10 protein-coding genes are annotated in these 11,984 nt (G+C 74.0%); 4 read left to right on the top strand and 6 right to left on the bottom strand.

The genetic code is table 11. The features are described 5' to 3' along the window. Positions 1-161: 161 nt before the first annotated feature. The 5 genes from ACF062_RS01095 to ACF062_RS01075 form a co-directional block, all read right to left on the bottom strand. Positions 162-620, bottom strand: a complete 459-nt coding sequence (locus ACF062_RS01095; RefSeq protein WP_392134077.1) for a GNAT family N-acetyltransferase — start codon at positions 618-620, stop codon at positions 162-164. After that, on the bottom strand, positions 617-1,069 hold the full coding sequence (locus ACF062_RS01090; protein WP_392134074.1) for a RidA family protein: 453 nt from the start codon (positions 1,067-1,069) through the stop codon (positions 617-619). Before ACF062_RS01090 ends, ACF062_RS01095 begins: the two co-directional genes overlap by 4 nt. A 65-nt stretch (positions 1,070-1,134) precedes the next feature. Next, positions 1,135-2,190 (bottom strand): TolB family protein, encoded by a 1,056-nt coding sequence (locus ACF062_RS01085; protein WP_392134071.1) that lies wholly within the window; start codon positions 2,188-2,190, stop codon positions 1,135-1,137. Next, complete coding sequence (locus tag ACF062_RS01080) at positions 2,187-3,470, bottom strand: MFS transporter (protein WP_392134068.1); 1,284 nt, start codon at positions 3,468-3,470, stop codon at positions 2,187-2,189. Before ACF062_RS01080 ends, ACF062_RS01085 begins: the two co-directional genes overlap by 4 nt. Before the next feature lie 10 nt (positions 3,471-3,480). After that, a complete protein-coding gene (locus ACF062_RS01075; protein ID WP_392134065.1) occupies positions 3,481-4,449 on the bottom strand; it encodes a metallophosphoesterase family protein in 969 nt (322 codons plus the stop codon). 798 nt (positions 4,450-5,247) lie between these two features. Between ACF062_RS01075 and ACF062_RS01070 the strand changes: the two genes are divergently transcribed. From ACF062_RS01070 to ACF062_RS01055, 4 genes are all read left to right on the top strand, one after another. Beyond that, a complete protein-coding gene (locus ACF062_RS01070; RefSeq protein ID WP_392134063.1) occupies positions 5,248-8,094 on the top strand; it encodes a DEAD/DEAH box helicase in 2,847 nt (948 codons plus the stop codon). A 197-nt stretch (positions 8,095-8,291) separates the two neighbouring features. Next, positions 8,292-9,575, top strand: a complete 1,284-nt coding sequence (locus ACF062_RS01065) for an SWIM zinc finger family protein (protein ID WP_392134060.1) — start codon at positions 8,292-8,294, stop codon at positions 9,573-9,575. Between the two features lie 119 nt (positions 9,576-9,694). Continuing rightward, a complete protein-coding gene (locus ACF062_RS01060; RefSeq protein WP_392134058.1) occupies positions 9,695-10,135 on the top strand; it encodes a hypothetical protein in 441 nt (146 codons plus the stop codon). Between the two features lie 49 nt (positions 10,136-10,184). Beyond that, a complete protein-coding gene (locus ACF062_RS01055; protein ID WP_392134055.1) occupies positions 10,185-10,961 on the top strand; it encodes a nucleotidyltransferase domain-containing protein in 777 nt (258 codons plus the stop codon). A 390-nt stretch (positions 10,962-11,351) separates the two neighbouring features. On the opposite strand, the gene ACF062_RS01050 is transcribed toward ACF062_RS01055, so the two are convergent. Continuing rightward, on the bottom strand, positions 11,352-11,855 hold the full coding sequence (locus ACF062_RS01050) for a DUF3574 domain-containing protein (RefSeq protein WP_392134052.1): 504 nt from the start codon (positions 11,853-11,855) through the stop codon (positions 11,352-11,354). Between the last annotated feature and the right edge of the window lie 129 nt (positions 11,856-11,984).

The following is an 11,984-nucleotide window of genomic DNA, read 5'->3' as shown; positions in this document are numbered from 1 at the left end:
GGCCCTAGCGCTCTGACGGCGAAGAAGAACGCCGGCCTGCCCGCCTGGAGCTTCCCGGTGCCCACCATGTTGCCGCGCTGCTGGACGGGCACCCCGTTGGCAGCCGGAAGCTTGCGGTGCTCCCGGGCAACGAATCCGCCATCGCCCTATAGGTCGGAGCGCTAGCGGGGCCGCCAGACGCAGCGGACGTCGGGCTCGCGCTCCTCGTTGCCGGAGCCGTCGGTCCGTTCGGCCTCGGCGAAGCCATGGCGTGCGTAGAACCGCCGCGCCGGGGCGTTCACCTGGAACGTCCGCAGCCACAGGCCCTCGGGGCTGCGCTCCTTGGCCAGCGCCACGAAGCGGTCGCCGATGCCGCGGCCCCGCCACTGGGGGTCGAGGTAGAGCTGGCTCAGCTCGTCGCCGTCGAGCACCATCATGCCGACGGCCCCGCCCGCCGCCTCCGCGAGCCACGTGCCGCCGGCCGGCACGACGACGTACCGGAAGAACTCCCGCACCTCGGCGTCGGAGTGGGCCCGGCGCACGGTCGGCAGCGCGGCGTCATAGGAGCGCAGGTAGACGTCGGCGACGGCCGCGCCGTCGGACGCGGCGGCCGGGCGCAGAGCGACCGGGGTGGCTGTCACGGGCGCTCGGCAGGACGGTCGTTCGCGGGTGGGCCGGGTACGTCGGGGACGACCGCGGTGGCGGTGATCTCCACGAGCTGGCCCCGGTAACCGAGGCAGGTGGTGCCGAGCAGCGTCGAGGTGTGCGGGCCCGCGTGCAGGCCGCAGGCGCGTACGACCTCCCAGGCCTCGTCGAGCACCGCGGGCGTGTCGCCGACGACGTACACCGTGCTGGCCACCACGTGCGACAGGTCGCTGCCCACCGCCCGCAGGGCCTCGTCGAGGTTGGCGACGACCTGCTCGGTCTGGCGGGCGATGTCGCCCTCCCCGACGAGCCTGCCCGCGGGGTCGAGCGGGACGGACCCCGCCATGAAGGCGAGGCGGGTGCCCGCCTCGACGACGGCGGCGTGGGCATAGCCGGGTGGCGGGAAGAGGGTGGGAACGACGGTGCGTTCCGGGACGGCGGTCATGGAGGGATCATGCGGGGCCCCGGCCGCGTACGCACCCGAATTTCGTACGTGACCGGAGCGCCGGCTCAGCGCACGGCCGCCGGTGAACTGCCGCCCCGTACCCGCAGGGTGGGCTTGCCCGAGCCGTCGGCGGGCATCGCCCAGATGTCCTGCTTGCGGCCGCCCTCGCCCGGCAGCGCGTACGCGAGAGTGCCGTCGTCCAGCCAGGCGGCCTGGTCGTCGACGTTCCGCCGCTCGGCGAGCGGGCGCTCCCGCATCGTGCGGAGGTCCAGGACGTACAGCCGCCACGGGTCGCGGGTCCCCTCGCGTACGCGCTTCTTGAAGGCGAGGCGCGTGTCGTCGGGGGAGAGGGAGGGGCATTCGACGTTCTCGCGCAGGGCGGTCGCCGCCCACTTCTTCATGTCGCCGCGCACGAGGTACGTCTTGCCCTTCGTCGAGACGGTCGCGTAGAAGACGTTGTCGTCCTTGGTGAACGTCACGCCCCAGTAGTTGACGTCGGGCGCGTGGTAGCGGCGGCCGTCGAGGGTGAGGGGGATCTCCTCCATGTTCTTGATGAGGTAGCCGGTGCGGGTGTCCAGGATCGAGGTGCGGGTGGAGAAGGAGGAGCCCGCGTAGGAGTCGCCGGTGGCGAACATCGTCCAGGACAGCATCCGGCCCGACGCGGAGACACGGGCCCGGTTGGGGATGCCGGTCAGCGCGATGCGGCGTTTCTCGCGGAGCTTGTCGTCCAGGACGACGGCGTACGACTTGGGCGGGATCCCGGAGCGGCGCTGGAGGCAGAGCCCGGTGCCCCCGGCGGCGTAGAAGCGCTCGCAGGACGGGCCGCCGGTGGTGCGCGCGGTCTGTGGGGCGGCCTTGCCGGACGCGGGGAGGCGGGCGACGCGGCCCGCGCCCGCCTCGGTGCTGCGGAAGTACAGCTGCCCCCGGTCGAGGCCGAACTCGGAGGTGGTGTCGGCGGACTGGGCGCGCTGCGCCGCGTGCAGGGTGTACGCGACCGCGACGCCCGCGAGGACGGCGGCCGCCACGGAGATCGCGACGATGCGGGAGCGCAGCGATCGCGGTGCGCCGGGAACACCGGGAATGCCAGGAACGCCAGGAACGCCGGGAGCTGACTCGGTCATGAGGGCCTTTCGGTACGGGGCCTTTCAGTACGGGGCCTTTCGGTACGCGGGAGCAGCACGGCCGCCCCCGCGAGCGCCACCGCCAGGGCGGCGACCGCGCAGGTCAGCGCCGTGCCGACGCCCCACAGCGTCCAGGCGGCGCCGAAGCCCGCGGCGGCGACAAGGCGGGCGAGGGCCTGTCCCGTCTGGAGCACGGCCATGCCGGCGGCCCGCCGCTCGCTCGGTACGAACGGTGTGGCGAGGGCCATCAGGACGCCGTCGGTGGCGGCGTAGAAGACACCGAGCAGGAGCAGGACGCCGACGAGCAGTGGCCGGCCGTCGGTGGGCGCGAGCAGGAGGGCGTAACCGCCGAGGAGCGCCAGGTGCCCGGCGAGGAAGGGCACGCGGCGCCCGACGCGGTCGGCGAGCCGCCCGGCCGGGACGGCGAGCAGCAGATAGACGGCGGCGGCGCCCAGCGGGAGCAGCGGGAACCACGACACGGCGAAGTCGAGCCGCCGTTGGAGCAGGAGGTAGAGGAACGCGTCGCCGATGGTGGCCGCGCCGAGCAGCGAGGCGGCGTACAGGACGCGGCGGAAGGCGGGGACGCGGAGCAGGTCGAGCGCTCCGGGGCCCGCCTGCTTCCGGGGGCCGGGCGCGGAGAACTCCCGGTGGCCGGGTACGAACGCGACCAGCATCAGTACCCCGAGCAGCCCGAAGCAGAAGCTGACGACGAACACGGCGTCGTACGCGTCCGCGGTCGCCCACAGCAGCGCGAACGCGGCGAGCGGCCCGAGCAGCGCGCCCGTGGTGTCCATCGCGCGGTGCACGCCGAAGGCGCGGCCGAGGGTGTCGGGCGGGCTGCTCAGCGAGATGAGCGCGTCGCGCGGCGCGGTCCGCACGCCCTTGCCGATGCGGTCGGCGGCGAGCGCCGCGCCGATCCCGGCGGTGGCGCCGCCCGCGAGCAGCAGCCCGAGGCGGGAGAGCGCGGAGAGGGCGTAGCCGCCCCCGGCGACGAGCTTGTGCCGCCCGCCGCGGTCGGCGGCGTACCCGCCGGCCAGGCGCACCAGCGCGGTCACGCCGTTGTAGAGCCCGTCGAGGAAGCCGAACTGCAGTGGGGAGAGGCCGAGTTGGAGGACGAAGTAGAGCGGCAGGACCGCGGTGACCATCTCGGACGAGATGTCCGTGACCAGGCTGACCGCGCCGAGCGCGAGGACGGGCCCGGCGACGCGGCCGCGCCGGGCCCCGGAGGCGTCGGGCCTCTCCGAGGCCTTGGCGGCCGCGTCGGTGGTGGCCAGATACATGGCGCTCGTCTCAGCGGCAGGTGTAGGACGGGCTGGTGTCCTTCGTCGAGCCGTCCGTCGCGACGAGGTTCCAGGAGAACCCGGTGTCGGTGAAGTTCAGCTTGATCACGCCGAAGGTGCCGGTGATCCGCTTCTGGCTGTTGGGCTGCACCTCCTCGATGTCGTACGGGTTGGCGCCACCCATGCCGCCGAGCAGCTCGACGATGCCGTTCGGGTCGGCCTTGCCGTCGGCGTTCTGCGGCGCGAACCGCTCGTAGTGGTGGTCGTGGCCGTTCAGCACCAGCTCGGCCTTGTTCTCCTGGAGCAGCTTCCATACGGGGCGGCCGACGGGGTCGTTGCCGTGGCCACCGGAGGAGAAGAGCGGGTGGTGCCAGTACGCGGCGACGCACTTCTTGTCGTTGGCGGCGAGGTCGGCCTTGAGCCAGTCGATCTGCTCGTCGTCGTCGAAGCTGTTGGAGTCGAGGGCGATGAAGTGCCAGTTGCCCTGGTCGTAGCTGTAGTAGCTCTTGCCGTCGGGGTAGGCGATGGACCCGAAGTAGGACTTGTAGCCCTTGAGCGGACCGGCCGGGTCGTAGGTCTCGTGGTTGCCGGGGATGGGGCGGGTCTTGCTCTTGAAGGCGCCCCAGGTCTTGTCGTAGTAGTTCTTGTAGTCCTTCAGACGCGCGTCGTCGTACTGGTTGTCGCCCATGGTCATCACGAAGGACGGGTTGATCTGCTTGACCAGGGCCGCCGTCTTGGGGTGCTTGCAGCTGCTGCTGCTCGCGGTGCACTGCTCGGCGATGTCACCGGCGGCGACCGCGGTGAAGCCGGCTCGGGGCCCCGCGGCGGGGGAGGCGTCGGCCTCCTCGGCCGGGGACCAGAGCAGGACGCCGCCGACCAGCGCGAGCGAGGCGCCCACGGCGATCGGGACGCCCCAACGGGCCTTGCGTGAACGGGTGCTGGGCGTGCGGGAGTTCGTGACGCGGGGGGTGGGCGGCATGTCCGTCTCCTCGGTTGGCGTGGGGGTGCCGGGCCGTTGCGGGGAATCCTGGCGAGGCGGCATGTGCGCGTCAAGGAGTTGGGATGAATTTTTGTTAGGAAACTTTCCTTCCAGTGCTTGGTGGAGCTGGAGAAGGTGGGTGGCGGGTGGCTGGCGGCTGGCTGGGGGGCCGGCGGTGCGGGCGGGACGTGGGAGGGGCGGGGCGGTCCTGGCCGGAGGGGCGCGGGCGGTGCGGGGGCGGTCATGGGGCGGTCGCGGGGCGGGGTTGTCAGTGGTCTCGCCTAGGGTGGCGAAGGTGGGGGACGGGTGGCGTGAGCAGGGGCTGAGTGAGGCGGTGCGGCGATGACGGCAGAGACGGCGGCGGTGGAGGACGCCCTCCCGCTCGTACGTTCCTGTGCGGCTGTCTTCCTTCCGGCGGAGGTGCCGAGGCGGGGGCGGGTGGCGTTGTGGCGGCCGGGTGGGGGAGCGCCGCTGGATGGGGTGGCGGCGGGGGTCGGTGAGGGGCGGGGCTGGGCTGCGGGTGGGGGCAGGCGGGTGGCTGACCTCGGAGGTCTGGGGGGTTCCGAAGGGCTCGGAGGGCGGTTTGGGGGAGCGGCGGGTTCCGAGGGGCTCGGAGGGTTTGGGGAGCTTGGGGGAGCGGCGGATTCCGGGGGCCCTGAAGGGCGGTTTGGGGGAGCGGCGGATTCCGGGGGCCCAGGAGGGCATGGGGGAGGGGTGGGTTTCGCAGGCCCTGGAGGCTCCGAGGGGCCGCGAGAGCCCCGCGATTTCGGCGCCGGTAGGCATGGGTCCGGCGATCCCGTGGTCGCCGGTAGGTACGGGTTCGGCGATCTCATCGCCGCCGGTAGGTACGAGTTCGGCGATCTCGTCGTCGCCCGCAGGCACGGCAAGGGCGCCCGTTCCCGGACCGTGCCCGCGCTGTTCCTGCCGGTGCCCGAGGCCGTGCCGCTCCTGCTGCGCGCCGCGCACCCGCATCCCACCGCCGCCTGCTGGGCCGCCGCCGCCCGGCACGCGCTGCACCTGGCCGCGCGGGGCAGGCTGCTGCCCGGCCTCACCGCGGAGGACCTGGACGCGTGGCGGGCCGGGCCACTCGACGAGGCCGATGTCGTCCAGCTGAGGGCCATCGCCGCGGCCCTGCCCGCCGAGGCGCACGCCGTACCGCTGCCGGGGGGCGGGCCACTGCTGCTGCCCGAACCGTTCGCCCTGGTCAGAGCCTTCGTGGACGCCGTGGTGGACACGCTGCCGCGCACCCCGGCCGCCGCGCACGCGGTCGGCGCCCCCTTCGCGGCGCGCGAGCCCCAGCGGCTGCCGGGCGCGCGGGAGTGGGCGGCGGAGGTCGCGGCCGGGATGGACGCCGGGGTGCGGGTGTCCCTGCGGCTCGACCTGCGGGCGCACGAGGTGTTCGACAGGGCGGAGGAGACGGGGGCCGGGGCCGCTCAGGAGGCCGGGGACGAGCCGGGAGCCGCGTCGGCGTCCCAGGGCGCGGGCCGGGCACAGGTGCCCCGCGCGGCCGTGGCCAGCCCCGCGGCCGCCGTCGTGCAGGTCCACAGCCTCGCCGACCCGTCGCTCGTGACCGACGTCCCCGGACTCTGGGCGGACACTGACCACTTCGGCCCGCGCGCCAGGGTCGACACCCTGCTCGCCCTGCGCCGCGCCGCCCGCGTATGGCCGCCGCTCGCCAGGCTCCTGGAGCGGCCGCGCCCCGACGTACTGCCGCTGAGCGAGGAGGAGCTGTACGACCTGCTGGGCTCGGCGGCCGGCCGGCTCGCCGCGGCGGGGGTGGCCGTGCACTGGCCGCGCGAGCTGACGCGCGGCCTCACCGCGACGGCCGTCGTCCGCCCCGCGCCCGGCACCGCCGCCGACAACTTCGACTTCTTCAAGACCGAGAAACTGCTCGAATTCCGCTGGCAGCTGGCCTTCGGCGACCAGCCGGGCGACCCGCTGACCGACGCCGAACTGGACCTGCTCGCGGAGGCGCACCGCCCGGTGGTCCGCCTCCGTGACCAATGGGTGCTGGTCGACCCCGAACTCGTACGCAAGGCACGCAAGCGCGACCTCGGCCTGCTCGACCCGGTGGACGCCCTCTCCGTCGCGCTCACCGGCACTGCGGAGGTCGACGGCGAGCAGGTGCCCGCCGTACCCGTCGGCGCGCTCGCGAAGCTCCGCGAGCGCGTCACGGACGACCTCGCCGCGATCGCCCAGCCGCCCGGCCTCCACGCCACCCTGCGGGACTACCAGCTCAGGGGCCTCGCCTGGCTGGACCGCATGACCTCGCTGGGCCTCGGCGGCTGCCTCGCCGACGACATGGGCCTCGGCAAGACGATCACGCTGATCGCCCTCCACCTCCACCGCGCGCACCCCGCGCCGACGCTCGTGGTCTGCCCCGCGTCACTGCTCGGCAACTGGCAGCGGGAGATCGAACGCTTCGCGCCGGGCGTACCGGTACGCCGCTTCCACGGCCCGGGCCGCAGCCTCGCCGGACTGACCGGCGGCTTCGTCCTCACGACGTACGCCACGATGCGTACGAGCGCCTCCGAACTGGCCGGCCGGCCCTGGGGCCTTGTGGTCGCGGACGAGGCGCAGCACGTCAAGAACCCGCACGCGGCGACGGCGAAGGCGCTGCGCACGATCCCCTCTCCGGCCCGCGTCGCGCTCACCGGCACGCCCGTGGAGAACAACCTCTCCGAGCTCTGGGCCCTCCTCGACTGGACGACGCCCGGTCTGCTCGGCCCCCTGAAGGCGTTCCGGGCCCGCCACGCGCGTCTGGTGGAGGGCGGCGATCCCAGCGGAACCGGCGAGAACGACGAGGCGCTGGCCCGCCTGTCCCGTCTGGTGCGGCCCTTCCTGCTCCGCCGCAAGAAGTCCGACCCCGGCATCGCCCCGGAACTCCCGCCGAAGACGGAGACCGACCACCCGGTCGCGCTCACCCGCGAACAGACCTCGCTGTACGAGGCGGTGGTGCGCGAGACGCTGGCGCGCATCGAGGCGTCGGACGGCATCGCCCGCCGCGGCCTGGTGATGAAGCTGCTCATGGCGCTCAAGCAGATCTGCAATCACCCGGCGCAGTACCTGAAGGACGGCGTGCTCACCACGCGGTCGGGCCGCGCCCGCTCGGGCAAACTGGAGCTGCTCGACGAACTGCTCGACACGATCCTCACCGAGTCGGAGAGCGCGGGCGCCGTCCTGATCTTCACGCAGTACGTGGAGATGGCCCGCCTCCTGGAGACGCACCTGGCAGGGCGCGGCATCCCCACGCAGCTCCTGCACGGAGGGACGCCGGTGGCGCGCCGCGAGGAGATGGTGGACCGCTTCCAGTCGGGCGAGGTCCCGGTGTTCCTGCTGTCACTGAAGGCGGCGGGCACGGGCCTGAACCTCACCCGGGCGGGCCACGTGATCCACTACGACCGCTGGTGGAACCCGGCGGTCGAGGAGCAGGCCACCGACCGCGCGTACCGCATCGGCCAGACCCAGCCCGTCCAGGTCCACCGCCTGGTCACGGAGGGCACGGTCGAGGACCGCATCGCCGAACTCCTGGCGGCGAAGCGGGCGTTGGCGGACGCGGTGCTCGGCGAGGGCGGCGAATCCGCGCTCACCGAGCTGTCGGACGCGGAGCTGGCGGACCTGGTGGCGCTGAGGAGGACGACGTGAGCGGGGCGGTTGGCGCCGACGGCAGTCGGGGGCCGGCGGACGACGGCGACACGAGGCCGACGCGTGCCGGGCGGGAGCCGTCGCGTGCCGGGCGGGATCCGTCACGGGGTGAGCGGGACTCGTCACGGGGTGAGCGGGACTCGTCACGGGGTGGGCGGGGGCCTTCGCGGGGCGGTGGCCTCGGCTGGGCCAGCGGCATGAGCGAGACGAGCCGTATGGGCAGTGGCCGTGTCTTCCCCGCTCTGCCGGCGCACCCGGACCCCACGGAACCCTTCGCCGCGTCCTGGTGGGGCAACGCGTGGATCGACGCGCTGGAGGAGAGCGCCCTCGACCAGGCCCGCCTGGCGCGCGGCCGCACGTACGCCCGCGAAGGGGCGGTCGACACGATCACCGTCGCGCCGGGCCGCATCGTCGCGTACGTCCACGGGAGTCGTCCCCGCCCCTACCGCGCGGAGATCCGCCTGCGGACGATGCTCCCCGAACACTGGGACCGCTTCCTGGACGCGGTGGCCGCGGACCCCGCGCACATCGCGGCGCTGCTCGACAAGGACATGCCGCACGCGCTGGCTGCGGCTGCGGACCGGGCCGACGTCCAACTGCTGCCGGGCGCCCGCGAGCTGTCCCCCTCCTGCACCTGCCCCGACCGGGGCCACCCCTGCAAACACGCGGCAGCGCTTGCCTACCAGACGGCCCGCCTCCTGGACGCCGACCCCTTCGTCCTGCTGCTGCTGCGCGGAGGCGAGGAACAGGACCTCCTGGACGAGCTGTCCCGCCGCAACGCGCACAAGTCGGCGGCGGAACAGCAGACCACGCCGCCACCGCCCACCACGTCCGCCGAACCGGCACTGCCCGGCACCCCGGCGCGGGACGCGCTGACCTCGGAGTACCGCCCAGCGCTCCCGCCCCCGATGGCGCCCCCGGCCCACCCGGGCGAGCCGCCGGTGCTGCCGTCGCTGCCCGGCGCCCCGGACGCGACGTCCCTGGAATTCCTGATCACCGACGCGGCGGCCAGGGCCCACGCGTTCCTGACCACGGGCGCCGACCCCTTCACGGCCACGTCCCCCTGGCACGACGCGGTCCGCCTGGCGGCCTCGCACCCCGGCCTCACGGGCCGCCGCACCTTCAGCCGCCAGTTCGCCGAACTGGCCCGCTCCGTGGGCCGCACCCCCGCGGACCTCTCCCGAGCGGCGGCGGCCTGGCGCCAGGGCGGCGAGGAGGGCCTAGCGGTCCTGGAATCCCCCTGGGACCCCCCGGCGGGCCCCTTCGACCGCGCCCGCGGCGCCCTGGCGGCGGCGGACCTCCCCCGCATGACGATCCACCGCAACGCCCTCACGACCGCGGACGGCTCCCTCCAACTCCGCTTCGGCCACGACAACCGCTGGTACCCATACCGAAGCGAGCCGGGCGCGGATGACTGGTGGCCGGAGGGGGAGGCGGACATGGATGTGGTGGGGGCGGTGGCGGGGGTGCTGGGGGGATGAGGAGGCCTCCGTCCAAGGAGCCATGGGAGGGCGGCGTGCCGGGAGTGGTGGCGGGGCGGCAGCGCGTTGTCGGTGCCGCGCGTTACCGTGAAGGGGTCGGAGGCGGAGAAGGGGGGCCCGTGGACGCTGAGTTGACGGCATTGGCGGCGGCCGGGGCGACGGCGCTCGTGCAGCAGATGGTCACCGAGGGATGGGCGCAGGCCCGGGATCGCGTCGCCCGGTTCTTCTCGCGGGACAGCGGGGGTGACGAGGACGTTCTCGTCGGGGAGCTGGAGGAGGCGCGCGCCGAGGTCGTCGCCGCGCATGACGCCGGGGACAGCGAGACCACGGCCGACGTGCGGACGGAGTGGCGTTCCCGGCTGCGCCGCAGGCTCGCCGCCGATCCCGCCGCCGCTGCCGAACTGCGGTCACTGCTGGACGAGTTGGCGCCGGACGCCGATGCGGGCGCGCCTCAGAGCGGCGACACGTACAACCACATCAGCGGTGGCGTGATTCACGGCACGGTGATCCAGGCGGGGAGCGTCGGGCAGCTGAACACCGGCGACGGACGGCGACCGTGACGACCGTGGACGCCGGGGTGGTTCCATGACGACGCGTTCCACGCGTTCCATGAGCGACGAAGCCTTCCTCGACCATGTCGCCGACCGGCTCGCCGCCCTCCCCGGTGTCGAGGCCGTCACCCTCGGCGGCTCCCGCGCGCAGGGCACGCACGCCGCCGACAGTGACTGGGACACCGCCGTGTATTACCGCGGGCCCTCCTTCGACCCCGCCGCGCTGCGTGCGATCGGCTGGGAAGGGGAGGTCTCGGGGATCGGCGAGTGGGGCGGCGGGGTCTTCAACGGCGGGGCGTGGCTCACCGTCGACGGGCGCCGCGTCGATGTGCACTACCGCGATCTCGACGTGGTCGAGCGCGAGGTCGAGGAGGCCGAGGAGGGGCGGTTCCGCTGGGAGCCGCTGATGTTCCACCTCGCCGGGATCCCCAGCTACCTGGTCGTCGCCGAACTCGCCGTCAACCAAGTGCTGAGGGGCGAACTGCCGCGCCCCGCCTACCCCGAGGCCCTGCGCGGCACGGCTCCCGGCGTCTGGCTCGGCCGGGCCCGCATGACCCTCGGCTACGCCCGCGACAACAACGCCCCGCGCGCCCAGCACACCGAGGTCGCGGGCGCCCTCGCCACGGCTGCGATGGAGGGCGCGCACGCGGTGCTCGCCGCGCGCGGCGAATGGGTCACCAACGAGAAGCGGCTCCTGGAGCGGGCGGGTCTGCGGGGCATCGACGCGATTCTGGCCTCCCTGGCGGCGACCGGGCCCGTGGACCGTGAGCGCCTAGTGAGGGCGCTTGACGAGGCGGAGCAGCTCATTGTGACGGGCGTGACGGCGGAGGCGTGACGGCCGGGATGTGGCAGCGGGGGCGCGCACCGTGGCGGCGGTGGGTGCGTCTGTGACGGCTGGTGCGCACCATGGCGGCCACGGGCGTGGCCGCGGGCGCTGTTGTGGTTGAGGCGCACCGTGCGGCTGGTGCGCGCCGTGCCGCCGCAGGGCGTTGACGGCGGTTGAGGTGCACCTTGCGGCTGTGCGCGTCGTGACGGCCGCAGGTGCCCTGTGGCGGCCGGGCAGGGAGGCCTTGCGTGACCGGCGGCCGGGGACCCGCATAACGGCCGGGGCACCGCGTGTCGGACGAGGGCCCGCATAACGGCCGGGGCTCCGCGTGATGGCCGCGAGGCTCTGCGAGCCGGGCCCACAGAGATCGCCCGGCCGCCTCCCTCCGCGCGCCGCCGGTCAGAAATCGACCCTCGTCCGCTCGTCCAGCCGCGCCACCGACTCCTGCGCGAACGCCTTCTCGTAATCGCTGCGGATCTCCTCGATCAACACATCCCGCTTGCGGGCCTCGCCCGCCGGATACAGCAGGATCAGTTCGTACGAACGCTCGCGCTCGATCGTGCCGTTGGCGTCGCGCCACTGCCCGCGCCCGTCCTGGATGGTCAGCCCGTCGGGGAAGCCCGGCGTGACCTCCTTGTCGATGAAGGCCATGAACTGCTTGTCGGTGACGGCGGGGCCACCGTCGGGACGCTCCGTGCCGAAGAAGAGCCGGGTCTCCGTGTAGGGCTCGCCCCGGACGGGCGTCGACGGGGCGGCCGTTGAGGTGGCAGCGGTGGAGGACGAGGACCGCGGGGCGTCGTCCAGCGAGGCGTACGCCGCCGGGGCCGCGACCGCGAGGACCGCGGTCGCGGCCCCGGTCACGGCGAGTCGGGTACGGGTGAGGCGAGAGAGGGTGAGAGCCACGGGGCGGCTCCTTTCGGGTGAGGAGGGTCCGCGAGCCCACCCCCGCCGGGTACGGGAGTGCGGGAGCCGTGAACCCATGTCGGCGGCAAACCGTAGCGGACATGCCCACCCCGCCCGCCCTACTTCTCG

Source organism: Streptomyces sp. NPDC015345 (genome assembly GCF_043078805.1).
In the GTDB taxonomy this organism is placed as follows: Bacteria; Actinomycetota; Actinomycetes; order Streptomycetales; family Streptomycetaceae; genus Streptomyces.
The sequence above is the reverse complement of the archived record's forward strand: the minus strand, read 5'-3'. Positions and strand labels throughout refer to the sequence as shown.

What these genes read in the sequence shown, in the direction of transcription:
- ACF062_RS01090 (WP_392134074.1), bottom strand. Translation starts at nt 1,069, where the DNA reads ATGACCGCCGTCCCGGAACGCACCGTCGTTCCCACCCTCTTCCCGCCA.
- ACF062_RS01085 (WP_392134071.1), bottom strand. Translation starts at nt 2,190, where the DNA reads ATGACCGAGTCAGCTCCCGGCGTTCCTGGCGTTCCTGGCATTCCCGGT.
- ACF062_RS01080 (WP_392134068.1), bottom strand. Translation starts at nt 3,470, where the DNA reads ATGTATCTGGCCACCACCGACGCGGCCGCCAAGGCCTCGGAGAGGCCC.
- ACF062_RS01075 (WP_392134065.1), bottom strand. Translation starts at nt 4,449, where the DNA reads ATGCCGCCCACCCCCCGCGTCACGAACTCCCGCACGCCCAGCACCCGT.
- ACF062_RS01065 (WP_392134060.1), top strand. Translation starts at nt 8,292, where the DNA reads ATGAGCGAGACGAGCCGTATGGGCAGTGGCCGTGTCTTCCCCGCTCTG.
- ACF062_RS01055 (WP_392134055.1), top strand. Translation starts at nt 10,185, where the DNA reads ATGAGCGACGAAGCCTTCCTCGACCATGTCGCCGACCGGCTCGCCGCC.